The 23,606-nt window shown below is 70.8% G+C and carries 12 protein-coding genes; 8 read left to right on the top strand and 4 right to left on the bottom strand.

Annotated features, from left to right (window positions below; genetic code table 11):
• Window positions 1-509 precede the first annotated feature (509 nt).
• The 3 genes from WMF17_RS21285 to WMF17_RS21275 all read left to right on the top strand — a co-directional run bounded on the left by WMF17_RS21285 (window position 510) and on the right by WMF17_RS21275 (window position 6,501).
• Window positions 510-3,848, top strand: coding sequence for a glycosyl hydrolase 115 family protein (locus WMF17_RS21285; RefSeq protein WP_437650947.1), 3,339 nt, complete (start codon window positions 510-512; stop codon window positions 3,846-3,848).
• A 229-nt stretch (window positions 3,849-4,077) separates the two neighbouring features.
• A complete protein-coding gene (gene uxuA, locus WMF17_RS21280) occupies window positions 4,078-5,151 on the top strand; it encodes a mannonate dehydratase (protein WP_437650945.1) in 1,074 nt (357 codons plus the stop codon).
• A 315-nt stretch (window positions 5,152-5,466) separates the two neighbouring features.
• Entirely contained in the window at window positions 5,467-6,501 is a 1,035-nt protein-coding gene (locus WMF17_RS21275; RefSeq protein ID WP_437603914.1) for a glycosyl hydrolase 53 family protein, read from the top strand.
• Between the two features lie 214 nt (window positions 6,502-6,715).
• Here the strand turns inward: WMF17_RS21275 and WMF17_RS21270 are convergent, their stop codons facing one another.
• On the bottom strand, window positions 6,716-7,189 hold the full coding sequence (locus WMF17_RS21270; protein ID WP_437603913.1) for an SH3 domain-containing protein: 474 nt from the start codon (window positions 7,187-7,189) through the stop codon (window positions 6,716-6,718).
• Between the two features lie 644 nt (window positions 7,190-7,833).
• On the opposite strand from WMF17_RS21270, the gene rnk reads away from it, so the two are divergent.
• Window positions 7,834-8,256: a nucleoside diphosphate kinase regulator gene (gene rnk / locus WMF17_RS21265; RefSeq protein ID WP_437603912.1), complete on the top strand. Its 423-nt coding sequence runs from the start codon at window positions 7,834-7,836 to the stop codon at window positions 8,254-8,256.
• Between the two features lie 260 nt (window positions 8,257-8,516).
• Window positions 8,517-9,497: a mechanosensitive ion channel family protein gene (locus tag WMF17_RS21260; RefSeq protein WP_437650943.1), complete on the top strand. Its 981-nt coding sequence runs from the start codon at window positions 8,517-8,519 to the stop codon at window positions 9,495-9,497.
• 116 nt (window positions 9,498-9,613) lie between these two features.
• Here WMF17_RS21260 and WMF17_RS21255 read toward each other — a convergent pair whose 3' ends face one another.
• Window positions 9,614-13,270 (bottom strand): hydantoinase B/oxoprolinase family protein, encoded by a 3,657-nt coding sequence (locus WMF17_RS21255; protein WP_437650941.1) that lies wholly within the window; start codon window positions 13,268-13,270, stop codon window positions 9,614-9,616.
• Window positions 13,271-13,728: 458 nt separating this feature from the next.
• Here WMF17_RS21255 and WMF17_RS21250 point away from each other — a divergent pair, with 458 nt between their 5' ends.
• On the top strand, window positions 13,729-14,547 hold the full coding sequence (locus tag WMF17_RS21250) for a hypothetical protein (protein ID WP_437650939.1): 819 nt from the start codon (window positions 13,729-13,731) through the stop codon (window positions 14,545-14,547).
• A 165-nt stretch (window positions 14,548-14,712) separates the two neighbouring features.
• On the top strand, window positions 14,713-16,233 hold the full coding sequence (locus tag WMF17_RS21245) for a protein kinase domain-containing protein (RefSeq protein ID WP_437603908.1): 1,521 nt from the start codon (window positions 14,713-14,715) through the stop codon (window positions 16,231-16,233).
• A 104-nt stretch (window positions 16,234-16,337) separates the two neighbouring features.
• On the opposite strand, the gene WMF17_RS21240 is transcribed toward WMF17_RS21245, so the two are convergent.
• Together WMF17_RS21240 and WMF17_RS21235 are read right to left on the bottom strand one after the other, a co-directional pair.
• The gene (locus WMF17_RS21240; protein WP_437603907.1) at window positions 16,338-17,282 is read right to left on the bottom strand and encodes a bifunctional methylenetetrahydrofolate dehydrogenase/methenyltetrahydrofolate cyclohydrolase; all 945 of its coding nucleotides are present in this window, start codon (window positions 17,280-17,282) and stop codon (window positions 16,338-16,340) included.
• Between the two features lie 69 nt (window positions 17,283-17,351).
• Window positions 17,352-18,152 (bottom strand): hypothetical protein, encoded by an 801-nt coding sequence (locus WMF17_RS21235; protein WP_437603906.1) that lies wholly within the window; start codon window positions 18,150-18,152, stop codon window positions 17,352-17,354.
• Window positions 18,153-18,625: 473 nt separating this feature from the next.
• Between WMF17_RS21235 and WMF17_RS21230 the strand changes: the two genes are divergently transcribed.
• Window positions 18,626-23,551 (top strand): MG2 domain-containing protein, encoded by a 4,926-nt coding sequence (locus tag WMF17_RS21230; protein WP_437650937.1) that lies wholly within the window; start codon window positions 18,626-18,628, stop codon window positions 23,549-23,551.
• The last annotated feature ends 55 nt before the right edge of the window (window positions 23,552-23,606 follow it).

The raw sequence follows: 23,606 nt of genomic DNA, 5'->3' as shown, positions 1-23,606 counted from the left end.
GCGAGCACGTGAGTGACCGGGGAGGCAACGAGTGCCGGCCGTGAGCCGAGCCGCGTAGATCTCGGCGAGCTGCCGCCCCGGCGGAGGGGTTCACGCGTCGTCGGCGACGCCAGCGCGATGAGGGTTGCGTTGCTTACATCCTCCTCCGATGGTATCGATTGTGAGATCAGGTCGGCCCGTCGTGGGAATAGGTACGACGCCCAGATCTCATCCAATTTGTTTGGTTACTTACGGGCTCGAAGGTTGACATGGTTGGGAGAATTTTCCAGCCGTGGTCGACGGGTCCGCGGCTCCGTCGATTTCAACACGAACCGGACCACTGCAGGCGCACGCCTTCGAGGGACATCGGTCCTTGCACACGAGCAGCCTGCCTCGGCGCCGGATGACACGGCCGGCGCCGGACGCGGGCGAGCCGAACACCGGTCAGCCGCATCAACGAGGAAAACACCGTTATGAGCTATGCACGCATTGGCATCAGAGAGGGTCGAATCGGACCCTCGCTACTCTGCTTGTTGCTTCCCCTGTCGCTCGCCACGCTGACCGGCTGCGGGTCGGACGGCGCGAACGGCGGGCCGGGGGAGCAGGGGCCGCCGGGGGAGCAGGGGCCGCCGGGGGAGCAGGGGCCGCCGGGGGAGAACGGCGGGTCGGAAGGGCCCGACCTGCCGGCAGGTGCGGCCGGCCCGGGCAAGTACGTCTCGAGCGAGGGTGGAGCGGATCGTTTTCCCCTGGCCGTGAACGGCAAGGTGGCTCCGCTGGTGGTCAGCTCCACCGATTACGACGGTGTGATCCGCGTCGTGAACGACCTGGCGGCGGACATCCAGCGGGTGACCGGCGCCGCGGCGACGGTCGTTCCGGATGAGATCCCGGAGTCGGCGACCGAGGTGGTCCTGATCGGCACGCTGGGCAAGAGCCCGCTCATCGATCAGCTGGAGGAGGAGGGGAAGCTCGACGTCTCGGGTGTGACCGGGAAGTGGGAGACCTTCGTCACGCAGATCGTCGAGGACCCGGTGGAGGGCGTGGAGCGGGCGCTCGTGATCGCGGGCAGCGATCAGCGCGGCGCCATCTTCGGCGCGTACGACCTCTCCGCGCAGATCGGCGTGTCGCCGCTGTACTGGTGGGACGACGTCCCGCCCCAGCGGAAGCACGCGCTGTACGTGCTGCCCGGGCTCCACACGCAGGGTGAGCCCGCCGTGAGGTACCGCGGCTTCTTCATCAACGACGAGAACCCGGCGACGGGCAACTGGGCAGCCAAGATGTTCGGCCCGGGCAAGGCGCCGAATCAGCCGGGTGGGCTCAACCATCTCTACTGGGAGAAGGTCTTCGAGGCCGCGCTCCGGATGAAGGCGAACTACATCTGGCCCGCCGTGTGGGGCCGGGCGTTCGGCGAGGACGACCCCGAGAACCACAAGACGGCCACGCGCTACGGCATCGTGATGGGGACCTCGCACGAGGCCCCGATGATGCAGGGCATCGAGGAGTGGAATCGCCACGTCGTCCCGGAGGTGAAGGACGCGAGCGGCAACGTCGTCACGCCGAAGACGGACCCCTACGGCGGCACCGGCGACTGGCGCTTCTCGGTCAACGCCGAGGCGCTGAAGAAGCACTGGACCAAGGGCATCCAGCGGATGGTCGACGAGAAGATCGAGGGCGTCGTCACGCTCGGCATGCGCGGCCCGGGCGACGTCAGCCTGGCCCCGGAGGACGGCATCCCGCTGATGGAGTCGATCGTCGCCGCCCAGCGGGAGATCCTTGAAACCGTGACCGGCGAGGACGTGACGACCATCCCGCAGGTCTGGACGCTCTACAAGGAGATCCAGGGCTACTGGGACGCGGGCATCCGCGTGCCGGATGACGTCACGGTGGTCTGGGCCGACGACAACTGGGCCAACATGAAGCGCCTGCCGAAGCCGGGCGAGCAGCGGGCCGGCGGTTACGGCCTCTACTACCACTTCGACTACGTCGGCGGCGGCCGCAACTACAAGTGGGTCGACACGACGCTCCTGCCCAACGTCTGGGAGCAGCTCCACCTCGCCTACAACTACGGCGTGGATCGGCTCTGGGTGGTCAACGTCGGAGACTTCAAGAACGAGGAGCTCCCGCTCCAGTTCTTTCTGGACTACGCCTGGAACCCGGATCGCTGGCCTGTCGAGCGCATCGGCGAGTGGAAGCGGCAGTGGAGCGAGCAGCAATTCGGCCCGGAGTACTCGGACATCATCGCCGACATCCTGCACAGCTACGCGCAGCTGCAGTCGGATCGCAAGCCGGAGCTGACGAACCGGAAGATCACGGTCGATTACGACGTCCTGTACAGCGCGCCGACGACCGCGGTCCCGGACCCCGACACCGCCGCCGTCACGTACGACGACAGCGCCAGCCCGTTCAGCCTCACCAACTACCAGGAGCTCGAGCAGGTCGCGGACGAGTGGGAGTCGCTGGCCTCGCAGGCGGAGTTCGTGGCCCAGCTCCTGCCGGGCGAGGCGCAGGACGCTTACTTCCAGCTCGTGCTCTACCAGGTGAAGGCGACTGCCAACCTGTACGCGCTGCGCCTGGCGGGGTTCAAGAACCGGCACTACGCGGCGCAGGGGCGGGCGGCGACCAACGACATGGCGGTCATCGCCGAGGCGCGGCTCCAGGACGACCTGGCGCTCTCGTACTACTACAATCACGACCTCGCCGACGGCAAGTGGGAGGGCTTCCAGACGCAGCCTCACATCAGCTACGGCGCGCCGGGCAACCCGTCCTGGCAGCAGGCCGAGTACCAGTACAACAACATCCAGGAGTTCATCTGGCCCGAGCTCGTGTCGCTCGATGTCCCCGCGGCGGCGGAGCTCGGCGTGGCGATCGATGGCTCGAGCAACTACTGGACGGCGGGCGGGGCAGGCGACGCGAGCGCAGAGCTGCCCGTGCTGCCGACGTTCAGCCAGTACCAGACGCAGCCGGAGCAGTACATCGAGGTGTTCAACCGCGGCCGCGAGCCGCTCGAGTACACGATCGAGGCCGAGCTCCCCGTCGCGTGCCCCGCCGGCTGGGCCGGCTGGGGCGGGGGCGCCCCGTGCCCGCCGTGGCTGACCGTCTACCCGAACCATGGCGTCGTCGACAAGGAGGTGCGCGCGACGGTGAGGGTGGACTGGACCCTCGCTCCCACGACGTACCCCAACCCCGCGGATCCGACGCAGCAGCTGCCGCTGGAGTTCCCGCTCGAGGTCCCGATCACGGTCACCGGGTCGGATGGAAGCTCGGTGGTGGTCACGGCTCGCGTCGACGACCCGAGGAAGATCGACTGGAAGCCCAACCGCTACATCGAGGCCAACGGCTATGTGTCGATGCTCGCGGATCGCTACAGCCGCGCGGTCGATACGGAGGAGATCTGGTGGAAGCGGCTTCCGGACATCGGTCGCACCGGAGCGGGGATGACGCCGTTCCCTGTGACGGCGGAGGCCCAGGAGCCCGGCGACGACTCTCCCCGGCTGGAATACGACATGCACCTCACCAGCAGCGGCGAGGTGACGGTCTGGGTGTACGTTTCGCCCAGGAACAACTTCCAGAACTGGCAGGAGGGGATGCAGTACGCCGTGTCGATCGACGATGGCGAGATCCAGCCGGTCAACATGACCTATGCCATCGACCTCAACGGCAATGGCAACAAGATCTGGGAGCGGCACACCTCGGACAACGTCAACATCATGCGCACCAAGCACACGATCAACGCGCCGGGGAACCACGTGCTGAAGTTCTGGATGGTCCATCCGGGCGTGATTCTCCAGAAGATCGTGGTGGACGCGGGTGGCGTGAAGGAGAGCTACCTGGGCCCGCCCGAGAGCTACTGGATGGGCAAGGGAGCGGAATAGCAGCAGGTCGGCTGTAACGGCCTCGGAGAGCCCGCCGTGCACGGGGTGCGCGGCGGGCTCTCGCCGTTTGTGTCCGCCTGCTCTTCGCGCCCGCGATCCCTTTGCGCTGCTCCCAGCTGGCTGTACGATGCCGGGGCCCGCAGCGCCGAGGCCGCGCCGCTCTGCCCCGGAGGTCGACCCGGCCACGCGCGCTCGCGAGCCGAGCACGTCGCCCGAGGAGATCGCAACGATGAAGATGACCTTTCGCTGGTACGGAGAGCGCGACCCCGTCAAGCTGGAGTACATCCGCCAGATTCCGGGCCTCTACGGCATCGTCTCGGCGATCTACGACGTGCCGGTGGGCGAGGTGTGGCCGGTCGAGGCGCTGCAGGCGCTCAGGGCGCGCATCGAGGGCGCGGGGCTGAAGTTCGATGTGGTGGAGAGCGTGCCGGTGCACGAGGACATCAAGCTCGGCAAGCCGACCCGGGAGCGCCTGATCGACAATTTCTGCCAGAACATCCGCAACTGCGCGGCCGCCGGCGTGAAGGTGATCTGCTACAACTTCATGCCGGTCTTCGACTGGACGCGCACCGAGATGGCCCGGGAGCTGCCCGACGGCTCGCTGACTTTGGCATTCGACGCCGGGGCCGCGGCGAAGATCGACCCGGAACAGGGCATCGCGCTGCCCGGCTGGGACAGCAGCTACAGGCCCGAGCAGCTCCGCGCCGTCCTCGGCGAGTACAAGAGCATCGGTGAAGAGGCGCTGTGGGAGCACCTCGAGCACTTCCTCCGTCGCATCATCCCGGTCGCCGAGGAGGTCGGCGTCCGCATGGCCATGCATCCGGACGACCCGCCGCGACCGATCTTCGGTCTGCCGCGCATCGTCAAGAACCGCGACGATCTGAGGCGCCTGGTGAAGATCGTCGACTCTCCGGCCAACGGCATCACGCTGTGCTCCGGCTCGCTGGGCGCGGACCTGTGCAACAGCATCGTGTCGCTGGTGCATGAGTTCGGCGGCATGGGCCGCATTCCCTTCGGGCACCTGCGCAACGTGGCGGTCCAGGAGGACGGCACGTTCTTCGAATCCGCCCACCTGTCCTGTGAAGGCTCGCTCGACATGGCCGAGATCGTGAAGGCGTACCACGACGTCGGCTTCGACGGTTACGTGCGTCCGGACCATGGACGCATGATCTGGGGCGAGACCGGCAAGCCGGGATATGGTCTGTACGACCGCGCGCTCGGCCTGGTCTACCTCAATGGCCTGTGGGAGGCGACGTGCAAGCTCTCACGCGGACCTGGCACCCAGGCGCGCGGCCCCGCATGAGCGAGGAGGGGAGTCAACGTGTCTGACGGAAGGCGAACGAGCGGCGCGCCCGGCGCCGGGCCCCGCGCTCGATCGAACGGTGGGGTCATGTCCTCGAGGGGGTCAACGATGCGGCGACGGAAGCTGAACGCGATCTGTGTGGTAACGCTGCTTACCGCGCTGGTCGCGTGCGGTGAGAGCTCGGGTGTCGGGGCGGACGGCGGGGGGGGTGCCGGTCAGGCTGCCACGACAGGCGCTGGCCCCTCCACGGGAACCGGATCCGGGGGCGCGAGCAGCGCTGCGACCGGAGGCGACGCGGGCGCGGGCGGAGCGCCGGTGAGCGCCGGCGGCAGCGGCGGCGCTTCCACGAGCGGGACCGGGGGGGGCGGGACGCCGGGCGCGCCCGCGGGCTTCATCCTCGGCGCGGACATCTCCTGGGTGCAGGAGCGCGAAGCCCAAGGCAAGGTGTTCCGCGACGTCGACCCGGCGACGGGTGAGCTCGTCGAGAAGGACATCCTCGAGATCCTGAAGGCGCACGGGTTCAACTGGATCCGCCTGCGCCTGTTCAACGACCCCACGGCGATCTACGCCGATCCGGTCGTCGACGACGATCCGTACTCGCCCGCGGGGTTCTGCGATCTCGCGCACACGATAGAGATGGCGCAGCGCGTGAAGCGAGCGAACATGGGCTTCCTCCTCGACTTTCACTACAGCGACGTGTGGGCCGATCCCGACGATCAACACAAGCCCGTCGCCTGGGCGGAGCTCGAGGGAGCTGCGCTGGCGAGCGCGATGCGCGAGTTCACGCGGGACGCGATCGCGCAGCTGAGCGCCGCCGGCGCGCGCCCGGACATGGTCCAGATCGGCAACGAGACCCCGCAGGGGTTGCTGTGGCCCGACGGGTTCGTCACGGGGCAGGCCTTCCAGGGGCTCGGCGCGCTCCTGAAGGCCGGGATCCAGGGCGTGAAGGACGCCGACGACACGATCGCGGTCATGCTGCACCTCGACCGCTGCAACGACAACGCGGTCACGCGCTGGTGGGTCGACGGCGTGCTCGGGCAGGGCGTCTCGTTCGATGTGCTCGGTCAGTCCTGTTACACCGAGTACCAGGGCCAGCCGTCGGAGTGGCAGGAGAACTTCGACGATCTCGTGACGCGCTACCCCGATCTGAAGTTCGTTGTGGCGGAGTATTCGTGGGAGAAGCGCGCTGCCAACGACCTGATGTTCAACCTCCCGGACAAGCGCGGGCTCGGCAGCTTCATCTGGGAGCCGACCGAGTACCACGAGCGCATCTTCGACCCGAGGGGCAACGTCATCGAGGCGATGATCGCGCCCTACGATCAGATGAAGATCGACTATCGGGACTTTTGACGATCCCCGGCGCTCTTCGCTTCGTTCAGAGGCCGGGCCCGGGCGGGCGTGGCAGCGGTCCAGGTCATCGTGGCGGCAGGAGGGGAAGCAGCCCCGACGGGCGAGCCACCCGGCGGCCACTACCCGCGAGCGCGGGAGACCCGCGGGCGCCCGGTGCGAGGGGCGTCCTGCGCAGGTCGCCTGTTCGACCGGCGTTCTCGTGGCGGGCGACACATCACGACGAGCCGCCCGCGTCATCGGGCTTCTTCATGCCCCAGGCCAGATCCTCACGCACCCAGCCCTTCCCGCCCTTGACGTCGACGACCTGGAGCCACCGCCCCTTGCGATCGAGGACCTTGAACACCTCGCCGCGCTCGGCCTGGAACGCGACCTCCGCGGAGGTCGTCGGCGCCTCGCGGATGTTGCCCCGTGCGGCCTTGATCACGATGGTCTTGACCCTGGCCAGGAGGCGATCGGCCACCCACGCCAGGTCGCCCTCGAAGTCCTTGATCTTGCACCACCCGTCCTCGCGCTCCACGATCTTGACGGGGTAGTAGCGGGTCGCGGTGAACTCGACGGGCTCAGTCGTGGACGGGCCCGCGCGGAAGTTCGCCACCGGGACCTTGACGCTGAGCATCTCGGCCCGCACTGCGCTCGGGAGCGCGACGACGAAGAAGATGAATACTGGCAGTAGCGGCCGGATGTCCAAGTTTTTCCTCCTCTGTTGATGGTCGTTCGGCAGCGACGGTCCTGGGATGAATCGATGCTGTCAAGTTTTCGATCCCGGTCACCGCGCTCCGCCCGATGTGATGCGCACCGGCGTGCGCTCGTGCCGTCCAGCCTCGTCCGAGGGGGGCGGCGCGGTTGTGGGCAAGCGCCGCGCCATCGGCGGAGGAGCCCCTGTCCCTGTCAGCGGTCGCCGCAGAGCCCCGGGCAGGGACGCCGGCGGCGCGACCGATTCGACTCGTCGGGGACATGGCGGTGGCACGGCGAAGCGCAGCGCCCGGAGCGCCATGCAGCGCGGCTCGATGGCTCGCGGAGGTCGGCCGTGCTACCGTCCGCGTGGAATGAACGCCCGTCTGCACCTAGAATCGTGTCCGTGGCCTCGCCGCGGCGCGCGTGGCGCGTTCGTTTTCCCGCGGACCCGGCTGCTCTGTCCGAGGTCGCCCGCACGCTCGTAAGGGAGCGGTCTTCCGGCGCCGTTCGCCGGCCGCTCCCGGGATGAAGCGCGGCTTTGATCGAGCGCGCCTGCGTCCGGACGGACTGACCGGGCGCGCTCGACGGTCTGCTCGCCCGACGCGGGCCCTCGGCCACGGCCTGGATCGAGTCGACGACACAAGGAGATCCCTGTTCATGGCACCTCATACGAACCCCATCGTCATCACCGAGTTCGACCGCGAGCGGCTCACACGGTTGCTCGAGGCCCTCCGCGCGCGGCCGGGGGGCGATTCCCCGACCCTGGAGGCGCTAGAGATCGAGCTCGAGCGCGCGGACGTCGTGAAGCAGCAGGAGATCCCGCCGAACGTCATCACCATGAACTCCAGGGCCCAGCTCGTCGACCTCGACACGCAGGAGGCGCTCAGCGTGACCGTGGTGTTTCCCGGGTCCGCGGACGTGAACACCGGGCGAATCTCGGTGCTCGCGCCGATGGGGCTCGCGCTGCTCGGCTGTCGAGAAGCAGAAGAGGTGGAGTGGCCCACGCCGAGCCGAACGCGCCGCATCCGGATCGAGCGCGTCGTCTATCAGCCCGAAGCGGCCGGTCGCTTCGACCTCTGACGCCGCTCCGATCGCGGCGCGCACCGCCACGCCGGAGGCCCGCGCCCGCTCGCGACGCAGGCCTCCGCAGCGCACCGCTCGGCTCGCGGCGCCGGGGTGCACGACCCTGCGACAATTCGGCTCCTGTGCGACATCGTGTCGCACCGGCGCGCGAGCGGTCCGCCCGCCGCAGCACCGCGCGCGCCCGCTGCCGGGCCTCGCGGCCCCCGAGCTCGCTGGCATATGGGTTGCGGACGTCCTGCGGCGGAGGTGCCATCGCCATGCCGCAGCTCGACTCCTGGCTCGACATCACGTTCTGGCCGGACGTTCTCCGGCGCACCGTCGCGGGGGCCATCCATGCCTCGCCGGCCGTGCTGCTGATCCTGGTCCTCGCGCTCGTGCTGCTCAAGGTGCTCCACTTCCTGTGCAGGCGCGTGGAAGTGTCGTTGATGAGGCGCGGCCGCAGCGGCGACGTGAAGACGGTGCGCGAGATCGAGAAGCGCTCTGATACGTTGCTGGGCATCTTCCGGACGACCGGGAAGGTCGTCATCTGGGTCGTGGTGGCGATGCTCCTCCTCGTCCAGCTCGGGGTCGACGTCGCGCCGCTCATCGCGGGCGCGGGCATCGCCGGTCTGGCCATCGCCCTCGGGGCGCAGGAGCTCGTGCGCGACGTCATCTCGGGCTTCTTTCTGCTCCTCGAGAACCACCTCCGGGTCGGCGACGTGGTGGTCGTCAACGGCACCGGCGGTCTCGTGGAGCAGGTCGGCCTGCGGACGGTCACGCTGCGCGACGAGTCCGGGGTGGTCCACGTCTTTCAGAACGGGAAGATCCACGCGCTCTCGAACATGACCAGGGACTGGTCTGCCGTGATGTTCAACGTGGGTGTCGCCTACAGCGAGGACGTCGACAGGGTGATGCGGGTGATGCGCGAGGTCGCGCACGAGCTCCACGAGGACAGGCGCTACAAGGCGAGCATCCTCGAGCCGCTGGAGCTCTTCGGGGTGGAGTCGTTCGACGAGCAGGCGGTGGTCGTCCGCGCGCGCATCAAGACGCAGCCCGCCGAGCAGTGGCAGGTAGGCCGGGAGTACCGGAGGCGCCTCAAGAAGGCGTTCGACGCGCATGGCATCGAGATGCCGCTCTCTCACCGGACGGTCCACGCGGCCCAGGCGAAGGCGCCGTCCAGGGCCGACGCGAGGGCGGCGAAAGGCGCGCCGGACGGCGCGAGCGGCGCGCGGTTCGAGGGAGCCGGCGCGCAGGGCTGACGCGCTCCGCAGCGCGCGGCAGGGCCCCGGCCTCGGGGTCCAGGTGGCGGGCAGCTTCTAGAGAGCGCCTCCGGAGGGAGCGGCTCTCCCTCCTGCTCCGTCGTCCTCCGCGCCCCTCATCCAGGCACGGGCGCTCCATACCCGCCGCCTCCCGGGGTCTCGATCACGAACACATCGCCGATCCCCATCTCGACCGACCCGATGTGCGACAGCACCTCGATCGAGCCGTCCGCGCGCGCCACGAGGTTGCGCCCGGGCTCGCCCGCGCCCCCGCCGGCCAGGCCGAACGCCGCCGTCGAGCGCCCGTTGGACAGGATCGACGCCGTCATCGGCTCGAGGAAGCGCACGGCGCGCGTGCCGCCGTTCCCGCCCGGAAAGCGCCCGGCGCCCCCCGAGCCCTCGCGGATCTCGTAGCGGTCGATCCGCACCGGGAACCGATGCTCCAGCACCTCCGGGTCTGTCAGGCGCGAGTTCGTCATGTGCGTCTGCACGACGCTCGTGCCCGGGAAGCCGCGCGCGCCGCCCGAGCCGGCCCCGCCGAGCTCGATGCCCGCGCCCGATCCGCCCGAGATCGTCTCGTAATACTGGACCCTGTCGTTGCCGAACGTGAAGTTGTTCATGGTCGGCTGGCTGCTGGCCAGCACGCCGAGGGCGCCGTACAGCGCGTTGGTCACGCAGGTCGACACCTCCACGTTGCCGGCCACCACCGCGGCCGGCGGGCGCGGGCTCAGCATCGAGCCCTCGGGGACGACGACCTCGATGGGCTTCAGGCAACCGGCGTTGAGCGGGATGTCGTCGTCCACGAGCGTGCGGAAGACGTAGAGCACGGCGGCCAGGGTCACCGCGCGGGGCGCGTTGAAGTTGTTGTCCATCTGCGCCGACGTGCCGGTGAAGTCCACCACCGCCGAGCGGCGCGCGCGGTCGATCCGGACGGCGACCGCGATCGTCGCGCCGTTGTCGAGCGGCAGCGTGAAGCGCCCGTCGCGGAGGAGCGCCGGGTCGAGCCGCGCGATCGCGAGGCGCACGCTCTCCTCGGCGTTGTCCTGCACGTGCTTCATGTACGCCTGCACGGTGTCGAGCCCGAACTGGGCCACCATCGCGCAGAGCTCCTGCGCGCCCTTCTCGTTGGCCGCGATCTGCGCGCGCAGGTCGGCCAGGTTCTGCTGCGGGCTCCTCGCCGGGTACGGGCCGCTGCCGAGCGCCGCGAGGATCTCGGCCTCGAGGAGCCGCCCGGCCTCGACCAGCTTCAGGTTGTCGAGCAGCACGCCCTCCTCCTCGATCGTCCTGGAGAACGGCGGCATCGAGCCCGGGGTGATGCCGCCGATGTCGGCGTGGTGGCCGCGCGAGGCCACGTAGAACAGCACGCGGGCGCCCTGCTCGTCCCATACCGGCGTGACCACCGTCACGTCGGGCAGGTGCGTGCCGCCGTGGTAGGGGTCGTTGAGCACGACAACGTCCCCCGGCTTCATCCCGGGATTGCGCGCGATCACGGTCCTGATCGACTCGCCCATCGAGCCCAGGTGCACCGGCATGTGCGGGGCGTTCGCGATCAGGCTGCCCTCGGCGTCGAACAGCGCGCAGGAGAAGTCGAGCCGCTCCTTGATGTTGACCGAGTGCGCGGTGTTCTGCAGGCGCAGCCCCATCTGCTCGGCGATGTTCATGAACAGGTTGTTGAACACCTCCAGCATCACCGGGTCGACCGCGGTGCCCACCGCGCGGCGCTCGGGGCGCGGCGACGCCCGGGTGAGCACCATGTGGCCGAGCGCGGTGATCTCGGCCTGCCAGCCGGGCTCGATGACGGTCGTGGCGTTGGCCTCGGCGACGATGGCGGGGCCGTCGATCACCGCGCCCCGCCCCAGCCGCTCGCGCCGGTGCAGCGCCGCGTCGCGGGAGGCGCCGTCGGAGTAAATGCGCACGCGGGCATCGGCCTCGGGGCGGTGCGGGCGCGCCTCGGCGGGCTGCTCCTCGGCGGCGTCGCCCGGCCCGAGCGCCTCCACCGAGACGCTCTCCAGGATCAGCGCCTTGTCGGGCATCAGGAAGGCGAACCGGTCGCGGTAGGCCGCCTCGAAGGCGGCGCGGATCGCCTCGGCGCTGCCGTACGGCACGACGAGGGCGGTGTCGGTGCCGTCGTAGCGCACGTGCACGCGCCTCCGCCGCCGCACGCGCTCCGGCGAGAACCCTTGCCCCACGAGCTCGGCCTCCGCGTCGCCGCCGATGCGCGCGAGCGCCTCGTGCGCTGCGGCCAGGCCGGCCTCGTCGAGGCGCCGCTCCACCGCGGCCTCGCGCATCGCGTTCTGGTCGGAGAGACCCATGCCGTAGGCGGACAGGACGCCGGCGAGGGGGTGCACGAGGATGCGGCGCATGCCGAGGGCGTCGGCCACCGCGCAGGCGTGCTGGCCGCCGGCGCCCCCGAAGCACTGGAGGGTGTACTGGGTGACGTCGTAGCCGCGCGCGACCGAGATCTTCTTCACCGCGTTGGCCATGTTCGCGACGGCGATCTGCAGGAAGCCCTCGGCCAGCTGCTCGGGCGTGATCGGGCGCGACGTCTCGCGGCGCACGTCCTCCGCCATGGCGCGGAAGCGCTGCTCGACGACCTCGCGGTCGAGCGGCTCGTCGGCGCCCGGCCCGAACACGCGCGGGAAGAAGTCGGGCTGGATCTTGCCGAGCATCACGTTGGCGTCGGTAATGGCCAGCCGGCCGCCGCGGCGGTAGCACGCGGGGCCGGGGTTCGCGCCGGCCGACGCCGGGCCCACGCGCAGCCGCGCGCCGTCGAAGCCGAGGAGGGAGCCGCCGCCGGCGGCCACGGTGTGGATGCTCATCATCGGCGCGCGCATGCGCACGCCGGCCACCTGCGTCTCGAAGGCGCGCTCGAGCTCGCCCGCGTAGTGCGACACGTCGGTCGAGGTGCCGCCCATGTCGAAGCCGATGACCTTCTCGTGCCCGCCCGAGAGCGCGGTGCGCACCATGCCGACGATGCCGCCGGCCGGGCCGCTCAGGATCGCGTCCTTGCCCTGGAACCGGTGGGCGAGCGTCAGCCCGCCGCTCGACTGCATGAAGTAGAGCGGCACGCCGGGCATCTGGCTGGCCACCTGCTCGACGTAGCGGCGCAGGATGGGCGAGAGGTACGCGTCGACCACGGTGGTGTCGCCGCGCGAGACGAGCTTCATGAGCGGGCTGACCTCGTGCGAGGCGGAGACCTGGGTGAAGCCGACCTCGCGCGCCATCTCGGCCGCCCGCCGCTCGTGCGCCGTGAAGCGGTAGCCGTGCATGAACACGACGGCGCAGGCGCGGATGCCGGCCTCGAACGCCTCGTCCAGGTCGCGGCGCAGCGCCGCGACGTCGAGCGGCTCGACCAACTCGCCGCGCGCGTCGATGCGCTCGCGCGCCTCGATCACGCGCTCGTACAGGAGGTCGTGCAGCGCGATGCGGCGGTCGAACAGGCGAGGGCGGTTCTGGTACCCGATGCGCAGCGCGTCGCGGAAGCCGCGCGTGGTCACCAGCACGGTGCGATCGCCCTTGCGCTCGAGCAGCGCGTTGGTGGCCACCGTGGTGCCCATCTTCACGCACGCGACCTGGTCGGGGGTGATGACCTGACCTGGCGGGAGGCCGAGCAGGCGGCGGATGCCCTCGACCGCTGCGTCGGCGTACTGCTCGGGGTTCTCCGACAGCAGCTTGGCGGTCGTGAGCGAGCCGTCCGGCCGCCTGGCGACGACGTCCGTGAACGTCCCGCCGCGGTCGATCCAGAACTGCCACTTGCTCGAGGTCGACGTCATGGGTTCCGTTCCTTGCTAGCGTCTCTTCAGGGGCTGCGCTCGCGCGCCGGGGGCGCCTGCGCCTGCGCCTCCGGGCTCCCAGCGAGCCGGCGGCGCGGGTTTCCTGGTCGTACGCGCCGGACAGCCTGCGCAGGAGCCGCGCGAGCTCACCGATCCGGCGGTGACATTTTGCCAACAAAATGTGATCGGAGTCGCCTGAGTTGATGCGCAAAAGTGCATCACCAAAGAGGGCGTCGGCGGCGTGCCCATGAGGCCTGGTGTCGATCGACCGATGCAGACCAACACGCATGATGCGCTGTTCAAGGCCGCCTTTTCGCAGGTCGAGCGCGCGGCGGGAGAGCCACGGCCTCGTGCCGGCGTACGTCCGCCCGCCTGGGAACCGGGGTTCAGCGCTGTACAACTGTTTGCACGGTGTGGTAAACGCCCGAGCAGCTCTGGAAAAGAGAGAGCCTGCTCGAATGTCCAGACAGAAACCCCTTCCGCACGTCACCGCCGCCCACGCGGCCGGGCTGGCCGCGCTGCTCGGCGCGACGGATTCCGCCGCGGCGGATGAGCGCGCCGGGAGCGCGGAGAGGCACTTCGAGCGGGCACGGCAGGCGCGAGCCGCGCGACGTCAGGCGCCCGCGGCGCTCGACGCCGGCCCGCCCGCGCCGCCGGGCGGCGCGCCGACGGCGGGGAGCGCGCGGGAGTACCTGAAGGCAGCGCCGACGCGCTCGCCGGTGCTCAACGCGTTCCTGAGCGAGCTCGGCACGGAACGCGGGGAGCTCGTACCGCCGAACGTCCACGTCTTCGACGAGCACACCCTCGCCCCGCGGCTCGTGGAGATCGCCCGCCAGCGCGTCGTGTCCATGCTGCTCGCCGTGGGCAGGACCGACGTCGCCCTCACCCTCGCGCAGATGCCGCCCATCGCCAACGAGCGCGCCGCGCGGCTCTTCATGCGACAGGCGGTCCACGTCGGCGGCGACCTCGGGGCCATCACGCGCGACTACGCACGGCACTACCGGCGCTCGGGGGCCCCGGACCGCGACGATCAGCGCGCGGCCTGCATCATGGCCACGTTCGCCGGGCGCCTGAGCGCCATGGCGGAGAAGCTCCTCGGCCCGCACGTGCGCGCCGAGCTGCGGGGCGCGCTGGAGCCGCTGACATCGCAGGGCAGCGCTCCCGCGCGGCGATCGAGGGCGAGCGAGCTCCGGGCCCCGCAGGGCGCCGGGCGAGCCGCCGCCGCGCCGACAGCGCAGGGCGCCGCGGGCTCGACGACGCGACCGAGAGGCAGGTAGGCGGCTCGCGCCGCGCGCGACCGGCGACGCCCCGGCGCGCGCTCCCGCCCCCGAGCCGGATCCTGTTGCGGGGGGCCCGTTCGTTTGCTTCGTTGGGTGCGAGACGCCCCGGAGCGCTGGCTCCCGGGTCCCTGGATACGTCATCCCAGCGAGAGGCCGAAGCTCATGATTTCGCCCGCAGAAGGCCGTGTCGTCGCTGGAAGATACCGCCTCGAGCGGATACTCGCGCGAGGCGGCATGGGGGCGATCTGGGTGGCCCGGCACCTCCAGCTCGACGCCGGGGTCGCGATCAAGTTCATGGCGCCCGAGTACGCGGCTTCGTCCACCGCGCGGGCGCGCTTCGAGCGCGAGGCGAGGGCCGCGGCGCAGCTCAAGATCCCGAACGTCGTCCATGTGCACGATTACGGGATCGAGGGCGACACGCCGTTCCTCGTGATGGAGCTCCTCGACGGCGAGGACCTCGAGACGCGGCTAACGCGCGAGGGGCGCCTCTCGATGGCGGCCACGCTGAGCATCGTCACGCAGGTGTGCAAGGCCCTGCGCCGCGCGCACGAGATGGGGATCATCCACCGCGACCTCAAGCCGGCGAACCTCTTCCTCTCGCGCCAGGACGACGACGAGCTCGTGAAGGTCCTCGACTTCGGGATCGCCAAGGCCCCGGGCATGCTGCTGGCCGGCAAGGAGACGAAGACGGGCACGCTCGTCGGCTCGCCCTACTACATGAGCCCCGAGCAGGTGCGCCGGAGCAAGACCCTCGACTGGCGCAGCGATCTCTGGTCTGTCGGCGTGATCGCCTATCGCTGCCTCACCGGCAGGCTCCCGTTCCCAGGCGAGGAGATCGGCGAGGTGTTCGTGGCCATCTGCACCGAGGACGCCCCCCTGGCGTCCAGCCTCGCGCCGGAGGTCGGGCCCGAGGTGGACGGGTTCTTCTCGCGCGCGCTCATGCGCGACCCCGAGCATCGGTTCCAGAACGCGAGCGCGCTCGCCGAGGCGCTCGGCGCGGCGGCCAGCTCGCCGGGGGCGCGGACCGGAGCCCCGGCGCCGCTGGCGCCCGCGGAGGGCGCCTCTCCAGCGCTCGTCGTCCGCGGCGACGCGCCGGGAGCGAGCCCAGGTGCGACGGGGGCCCGCCCTGGAACGCCGAGATCAGGCCCCGACGCGAGGGAGTCGGACGGCGGCGCGTTCCTGTCCACACTTCCGGCAAGCCCACTCGACCTCCCGCGGGCCTCGCCGGGCAGCGGCGCCCCGGAGGGCGGCGCGCCGGCCTTCCAGGAGACCGCGAGCACGCTGGCGCCGGCCGGAAGCAGCGTGATCGTGCCGCCGAGCCGCGGCCGCCGCGTCGGGATCCCGCTCGCCCTCGGCGCGCTCGCGATGACGGGGCTCGTCACCTACGCTGTTCTGCGCATCACCGCGTCGAGCGACGCGCCGGCACCGCGGCTCGACCCGGCGGACTCGCCTGCGTCCGCAGCAGCGCTGTCCGCGACAGCGCCCTCCGAGGCGACGCCGCCTCCTCCGCCGCCCGCCGACAGCGTCCCCGCCGCGGCGAGCGCGACGTCAGCCCCCGCCGCGCCGACCAGCGCATCCGCGCCCGTGCGCGCGCCGCCTTCGCCCTCACCATCCATCAGAAAAGGCACGCCGCCACCCGCCAGGCCAAGGGCGGCCCCTGACGATCCCACCGAGCACATGTGATCTCGTCGGCTGCTCCGCACGGCGGATGGCGGTCCGATTCGAGGCGGAAGGCGGGGATGCAGGACGAGGGCATCGACGGCCTCCCCGCCGCGAGCGCGCCGGGCTCACGGGGTCGGGTGGGTGTTCTTGTAGAGCCGCAGGCTGTTGCGGATCGCCATGGTCACCGTCATGGGCCCGACGCGCGGCACGAACACGCTCGCCTTGCTCTGGATATCGTCGCTGAAGTTCTTGATGGTGGAGAAGTTGATGCAGAGGCTGCCCTCGCGGATCTCGGCGGCCTGCACGAGGGGGAAGCTCCGCGAAGGCACGCCGGTCACCACGATGTCCGCCTGCCGCAGCGCGCTCGCCCGGTCCGCCGTCGTCTCGTGCACCTCGTGCGTGCCGCCGGACGAGCTCGGGACGAACAGCAGGGGACCGTCGATGTCGAAGGAGGTCACGTGCGCTCCGTCGTGCGCCATCATGCTCGCGAGCGGCCTCCCGACGACCTCGCTGCGGTTGAAGATGCACACGCTCCGGCCCTCGAGGGGCCGCTCGCCCTGGCCGAAGAAGCCGGCCGCCTCGGCCAGCTTGACGATGGCCAGCGGCGTGCAGGGCAGGATCGCCTTCTTCGTTTTCGCCTCGTCCAGGAAACGCTGGTTCCCGTACAGGCAACGTGCCCAGAACGTGTGGAGCCCCTCGATGTCCTTGGACGGCTCGACGCTGTCCCGGAGATAGACGTCCTGCTCCGTGCCGAAGATCGGGTAATACACCATGATCCCGTGCACGCCCGCGTCCTCGTTCGCCGAGCGGATGGCGGCCTCGGCGCTGAGCCGCGTGGCGTGGCGGATCTCGAAGCGGACCCCCACGTCCTCGCACGCCTTGCGCGTGTACTCCGCGTACGTATACGAAGGCCCGTGATCCGCCGCGAGCACGCCGACCAGGAACAGCGGCTCAGGCAGGGCGGCGATCTCCGCCCGGATCTCGCTTCGGAACGCCTCCGCCACCGCGGTCGGATCGAGAACTCTGGCCGTGCCCGTGTCCCGGCGCGCCGGCTTGTCGTGCGGGTCCATTTGGGGCGGGAGACGAGCACGCGCCAGCATCGCTGTCAAGTTCCCGGCGGCGGGCTCCCGGCGGTGCGATCATCGACTGGGACGCTTCATGGCATGGACTCCCACGCCGGCATCGAGCTCTCCAACGCGGCCACCGGCGGCCTCGCCGGGGCCGCTCGTGCCGGGCACATCGAGGACCATTCCGCCCTTGTCCCGCAGCTCATCGACGAAGTCCGCGCCGAACACCTCCTCGGGCGTGTCGCCGTCGAGCCCGCCCATGCCCGAGAGCCCCTCGAGATCCGCGAGGTTCCCGTCACGGCGCCTGGGCGCGGGGCGCAACCGCAGGACGTCGTCCCGGGTCACCGTCAGCGCCACCACGTCCTCGCGCATCACCTCGATCCACGATGCGGGGAAGTCGGCCTCGGCGCCCGCGGGGCCGCGGACGCGGAGCCGCGAGATGTCATTGCCGGGGTCGTTCGCGCCGATGCCCACGAGCTGCACCTCGGCCTCATCGGCGGTCATCACCCGCGTCTCGGGGCCGAGCTCGACCGTATCCTCGGTGACCCCAAGGGCCTCTTCCAGCTCCTGCCTCCGCTCGGGCGGCTGCGGGACGAGCGAGGTGTCGACCCGCCCCGCCGGCTGCGCCGTCGTCCGTCCGTCGTAGTACCGAGGCAGCGCCAGGAGCGCGTCCCGACCCGGCCGCAGGCGGAGCTCGCCCCCCGCCGTGCCCTGCACGAGATCCATCGATACAAGGAGCTCTTCGCTCGCCAGCGGTGAACGGAGCACCACGTGGGTCAGCACGCCCCGCTCCCGGTCGACCAGGACCCGGTCGAGCACGCCCGCATCGAGGCCGCCGTCCGCGATCACAGGCATCTCGAAGTCGATCTGCATGGTTCCTCCTGAACGAAGAGCCTCGTGCTCGAGCGAGAGCCTGAGACGGTCGGGCGCCGATGTCCAGGGGAGCGCCAGCGAGCGAGGAGACCCGACAGCCCTTGTCCTGGGCTGTGCTGGCGTGTTGTCAGGGAGGTCATCTATGCTGTTCGCGCGAGCCCGAACCGCGATCCTGACAGGGCCGGCTCGCGGCGACTCTCCGGTGCGATCGCGAGGTGGCCGCCACGCTTCATGACGAGCGCCCTCGCCGGGCGCGATCCATCGCCGTCGCCCCCGCGAGCGCGGAGCGACCCCTCCGCGAGCGCCGCGCCGGGAGCATCACCTGAGCCGGATCCGGGGCACAAGGTGGCACATCCCCGGGACGACCCGCGTCTATTCCCGCGGATTTGCTGCGAGAACGTCCTGGTACGCCGGATGCAATCTACGCGCCGGTCGCTGGAGCTGTGCCAGCGCCGTTCGGGAGGACTGGACTTATGCGCATTCGCTTCGATGCATTCCGCCGACGCTGGAGCTCACCCCACCTGCTTGCCGCGCTGGCGCTGGCGGGCGCGTTCTCGGGGGCCGCTTGCTCCTCCGACGAGGCGCCGCCAGCGTTGTTCGGCCGCCCTGATCAGCCGCAGAACGGCACGATCGAGGTCGACGAAGCGCAGCTCAGGGGCGTGATCGAGGAGGGCGACCTGCGCCTCCGGATCCCGGTGCGCAACCTGACCACGGGGGCGACGCGCGGCCACCTGCGCGTGACGCTCGTCGATATCGACGCGGACAAGGAACAAGGCACGACCGAGGTCGACGTGGAGATCTCGAGCGCGGCGGCGGCGACCGCGGAGGCTCGCCTGCCGGCGCCGGCCGTGAGCGCGCAGCCGGGGCTCGCGCGCTACCTCGTCCGCATCGACGACGGGTCGGAGAGGGGGCTGCTCGTGACGCGAAGCCTGCTGCGCGTCATCCCGCCCTACGACGTGCAGCTCGAGGGGCCGGCGCGCGTGGTGCGCGGGCGCGCCGCGAGCTACCGCGTGCGCGCGACGGACGCCTTCACCCACCAGCCTGTGCCCGAGGTGGCCGTCGAGCTCGCCGTGGGCGAGGGGGCCGCGGCGCGGGAGCTCCGCGGGACGACCGACGCGCTGGGCGCCGCGGTGTTCGAGGTGGAGCCCGGCGGGATCGGCGCGCTCCCCGTCTCCGCGCGGGCGCTCGGCTTCGGTGTGAGAGCGGTCGTCGACGAGAGCATCACCGTCGAGGGCCCCGGCCCGAAGCTGCTCCTCACCACCGACAAGCCGCTCTACAAGCCCGGCCAGACGATCCACCTCCGCGCGCTCGCGCTCGAGCGGGGGAACAACGCGCCGCTCGTCCGCGAGTCGGTCACGTTCGAGGTGGAGGACGGCAAGGGCAACAAGATCTTCAAGAAGCCTGTCGTGACCGACGCCTTCGGCGTGGCCGCCACGACGTTCCGGATCGGCTCCATCGTGAACGTCGGCGAGTTCAAGGTGCGTCTCGTGAGCGGAGAGACGACGACGGAGAAGACCGTCAACGTGGGGCAGTACGCGCTGCCGAGGTTCGAGGTCGCCGTGAGGACCGACAAGCCCTGGTACAGCGCCGGTGACACGGTGACCGGCACCATCGACGCGCGCTATTTCTTTGGCAAGAACGTCGCCGGCGGCAGCGTGACCATCGAGGCGGCGTCGCTCGACGTCGGTCAGACGACGTTCCAGCGCATCCTGGGCGAGCTCGACGCCGAGGGGCACTACGGGTTCAGCCTGGCGCTGCCGCAGAGCCTCGCGGGCCTGCCGCTGGAGCAGGGCGACGCGGCCGTGACGCTCACGGTCACCGTCGCGGACACGGCGGGACAGGCGGTCACCAAGGCGATCCCGGTGAAGGTCGCCGCGGACGCGGCCTCCCTCGTCCTCGTGCCCGAGGCGCGCGAGCTCGTCCCGGGGGTCCCGAACACCCTCCTGCTCTTCGTCACGGACCCGCTCGGGGCGCCGATCCCCGATACCGACGCGGTCATCACCGCGCCGGACGGGGCGACGCTCGCCGCGCGCACCGACGCCTTCGGCCAGGCCGCGGTGAGCTTCACCCCGCCGCTCGGCTCGGCGGACGGCGCCTTCTCGGTCCGGGCCACAGTGGGCGATCGGGCGGTCGAGCGGGAGTTCTCGTTCGCGGCCCAGGCGGGCGGCGAGCACCTGATCGTGCGCACGGACCGCGCCGTGTACGAGACCGGGGAGACGATCGAGGTCGCCATCGAGGCGAGCGAGGAGACAGGCAGCGTCTACGTCGACTGGCTGAACGACGGTCAGGCCGTCGACATGCGCTCTCTCGAGCTCGAGGGCGGGCGCGCCCGCTTCAGCATGCCCGTCGACGCCGGCCTGCTCGGCAGCAACCGGGTCGAGGCGTACCTGGTCGACGACGACGGCAACCTTGTCCGCTCGGGCCGCACGGTCTTCGCGCGGGGCGATTCGGCGCTCAGCATCGAGGTCGCCGCCGACAAGCCCCTGTATGCGCCGGGAGAGACGGCGACGCTGCGCCTCTCGGTCAAGGACGACGCGGGCAACCCGAAGGTCGCCGCGGTCGGCGTCCAGGTGGTCGATCAGGCCGTCTTCGCGCTGGTCGACGCGCAGCCCGGGCTGCTCCGCACCTACTTCGAGCTGGAGGACGAGTTCGCGAAGCCGAGCTACCAGATCCGCGGCCCCTCGGCGAACCTCCAGAACCTCCTGTTCAGCGCGACCGCGAGCGAGGACCCCGAGCAGGCCGAGGCCGCGCAGCGCACGACCCAGGCGTCGCTCGCCGCGCTCGCCGGCACGTCGCTCACCGGCCTCCAGGCGCGCACGTGGCCCTCGGTGCTGGGCCAGGTGCGCACCGAGCTCGCGCCGTTCTACGAGCGCCAGCGGGGCGCGCTCCAGCCCTGGCTCGCCGAGGCCACGGCGAGCGCCGTGCAGGACCTCCGGGCGCTCGGATGCGAACCGAGCCAGTACTACTGCGACGCGGGCGAGTACGTCACGCTGCTCGGGCGCCGGACGACCGAGCGCTTCCGCGCCTTCGACGTGTGGGGCAACGCGTACAAGGTGACCTCCAGCTGGACGGGGCTCACGGTGGTCTCGTCGGGGCCCGACGAGCTGGCGCAGACCGCGGACGACGCGTCGATCGCATTCGAGTTCGGCGCGCTCGGGGTGGAGGTGCCCGCGCAAGAGGAGTGGGCCGCCGCCGACGGCGACAACGGCGGCTGGGCCACGGGGGGTGCCGCCAGCGGAGCGGGCGGCGGCAGCGCCGGGGACCCCAGCGGCGGCGGCGGCGGCGAGAGCGGGCCGCGCGTCCGGCGCGAGTTCCCCGAGACCCTGTATGTCAACCCGAGCGTGATCACGAGCGCCGACGGCACGGCGACCCTGAGCATCCCGCTCGCCGACAGCATCACCGAGTGGCGGCTCTCGGCGCTCGCGAACTCGGCCGACGGCAAGCTCGGCGGCGTGCAGAGCGGCTTCAAGGTGTTCCAGGACTTCTTCGTCGACGTGAGCTTCCCGGCCACGCTCACGCGCGGCGATGAGGTCGAGTTCCCGATCGCGGTCTACAACTACCTGGAGACGCCGCAGACGGTCGATCTCAGCCTGGAGCCGGGGAGCTGGTACACCGCGCTCGGCGCGACCTCCTCGCGGGTGTCGCTCGCGCCGGGCGAGGTGCTCGGCGTCCGGTTCCCCGTGCGCGTGGACACCGTGGGCGTCAACTCCCTCACGGTCACCGCGCGGGGCACCGAGGGCGCCGACGCCGTGGCCCGCACCGTGCGCGTGGTCCCGGACGGCAAGCCGTTCGCCGAGAGCCAGTCCGGCATGCTCGAGACGGGCAGCGTCGCCCACGCCCTCTCGTTCCCGGCGGGCGCGGTCGCCGGCTCGAACCAGCTCTATCTCGAGATCTACCCCGCGTTCCTGTCGCAGGTCGTGAGCGGCATGGACAGCATGCTCCAGGTGCCGTCGGGCTGCTTCGAGCAGACCACCTCGACCACCTGGCCCAACGTGCTCGTCACGCAGTACATGAAGCAGACGGGCCAGATCACCCCGGAGATCCAGATGAAGGCCGAGTCGCTGATCTCGGCGGGCTACCAGCGCCTGCTCACCTTCGAGCACGCCGGCGGCGGCTTCTCGTGGTTCGGCGAGCAGGACGGGCACCCCTACCTGTCGGTCACCGCGTTCGGCGTCATGGAGTTCGCCGACATGATCAAGGTGCACGCCGTGGACGAGGCGATGCTCGCCAGGACCGTGGCCTGGCTCGCCGGGCAGCAGAAGTCGGACGGCACGTGGGCGGGCGATCAGACCGAGTTCTTCAGCTTCCACACGGGCACGCTCCGCAACAGCGCCTTCGTGCTCTGGGCGCTCGCGAGCGCGGGGTACACGGGACCCGAGATCTCGGCGGGGCTCGGCTACGTGGGCAGGTCGGTGCAACCGGCGACCGACGACCTGTACACGCTGGCCATCGTGGCCAATGCGCTCGCCGTGGCCGATCCCTCCGGCGCGCTGACGGACCGGGTGCTCGACGCCCTGGACGAGCGCAAGACGGCCGAAGGGGACGCGTTCTTCTGGGACGACGGCGGCACGCAGACCGCGTTCTACGAGGTCGGAGACGACGCGAAGGTCACGACCACCGCGCTCGCGGCGCACGCGTTGCTCTCCGCGGGCGCGCACCGGTCGAGCGCCGACGGCGGCGTGAAGTTCCTGACCCAGTCGAAGGACCCGAACGGCAACTTCGGCTCCACCCAGGCGACGATCTGGAGCCTGCGGACCCTGCTGCTCGCCGCGAGCAAGGGGACCGAGGGCGCCACGGGGACGCTGACCGTCGCGGTCGACGGCGAGCCGACGGGCACGGTCTCCCTGCGCGAGGACCAGGCCGACGTCATGACCACGGTCGACCTGACGCACCTCGCGACCCCCGGCGCGCACGAGGTCACGCTCGCCTTCGCGGGGGAGGGGAAGCTCAGCTACAACCTGGTGAGCCGCCACAACCTGCCCTGGAGCGCGGTCCCGAGCGACGGGGGCGGGCCGCTCGCGGTCAGCCTGAGCTACGACAAGACCTCGCTGTACGTGAATGACATCGTGACCGCGTCGCTGAACGTCCGGAACACGACGAGCTCGGCGCAGAGCATGGTCCTCGTGACCGTCGGGCTCCCGCCCGGCTTCCAGCTCCTGACCGAGGATCTCCAGCAGTACATCGCCGCGGGCCTGCTCTCGAGGTTCGAGATCACGGGCAAGCAGCTGATCCTTTATGTGAAGGAGATCCCCGCGGGGGGCGCGGCGAGGTTCGATTACCGGCTGCAGGCGACCATGCCTGTCCGGGCGGAGGACGGCGGCGCCGAGGTGCACCCGTATTACCAGCCGGAGCAGCAGAGCTTCTCCGAAGCGCAGCTCCTGCAGGTGCTGGGGGAGTGAGCGGCTGAGCGGGCGAGAGGGCTGGCCGCGCAACGGCGGCCAGCCCTCTCGCCGG

The sequence above is a fragment of the Sorangium sp. So ce362 genome (genome assembly GCF_051519845.1).
Lineage (GTDB): Bacteria > Myxococcota_A > Polyangia > Polyangiales > Polyangiaceae > Sorangium.
This window is presented reverse-complemented; position numbering and strand designations above follow the sequence as displayed.

Bases quoted from the DNA above. Each gene is read 5' to 3' on its own strand.
- WMF17_RS21250 (WP_437650939.1), top strand. From the start codon at position 13,729: ATGTCCAGACAGAAACCCCTTCCGCACGTCACCGCCGCCCACGCGGCC.
- WMF17_RS21245 (WP_437603908.1), top strand. From the start codon at position 14,713: ATGATTTCGCCCGCAGAAGGCCGTGTCGTCGCTGGAAGATACCGCCTC.
- WMF17_RS21240 (WP_437603907.1), bottom strand. From the start codon at position 17,282: ATGGACCCGCACGACAAGCCGGCGCGCCGGGACACGGGCACGGCCAGA.
- WMF17_RS21255 (WP_437650941.1), bottom strand. From the start codon at position 13,270: ATGACGTCGACCTCGAGCAAGTGGCAGTTCTGGATCGACCGCGGCGGG.
- uxuA (WP_437650945.1), top strand. From the start codon at position 4,078: ATGAAGATGACCTTTCGCTGGTACGGAGAGCGCGACCCCGTCAAGCTG.
- WMF17_RS21235 (WP_437603906.1), bottom strand. From the start codon at position 18,152: ATGCAGATCGACTTCGAGATGCCTGTGATCGCGGACGGCGGCCTCGAT.
- WMF17_RS21260 (WP_437650943.1), top strand. From the start codon at position 8,517: ATGCCGCAGCTCGACTCCTGGCTCGACATCACGTTCTGGCCGGACGTT.
- rnk (WP_437603912.1), top strand. From the start codon at position 7,834: ATGGCACCTCATACGAACCCCATCGTCATCACCGAGTTCGACCGCGAG.
- WMF17_RS21230 (WP_437650937.1), top strand. From the start codon at position 18,626: ATGCGCATTCGCTTCGATGCATTCCGCCGACGCTGGAGCTCACCCCAC.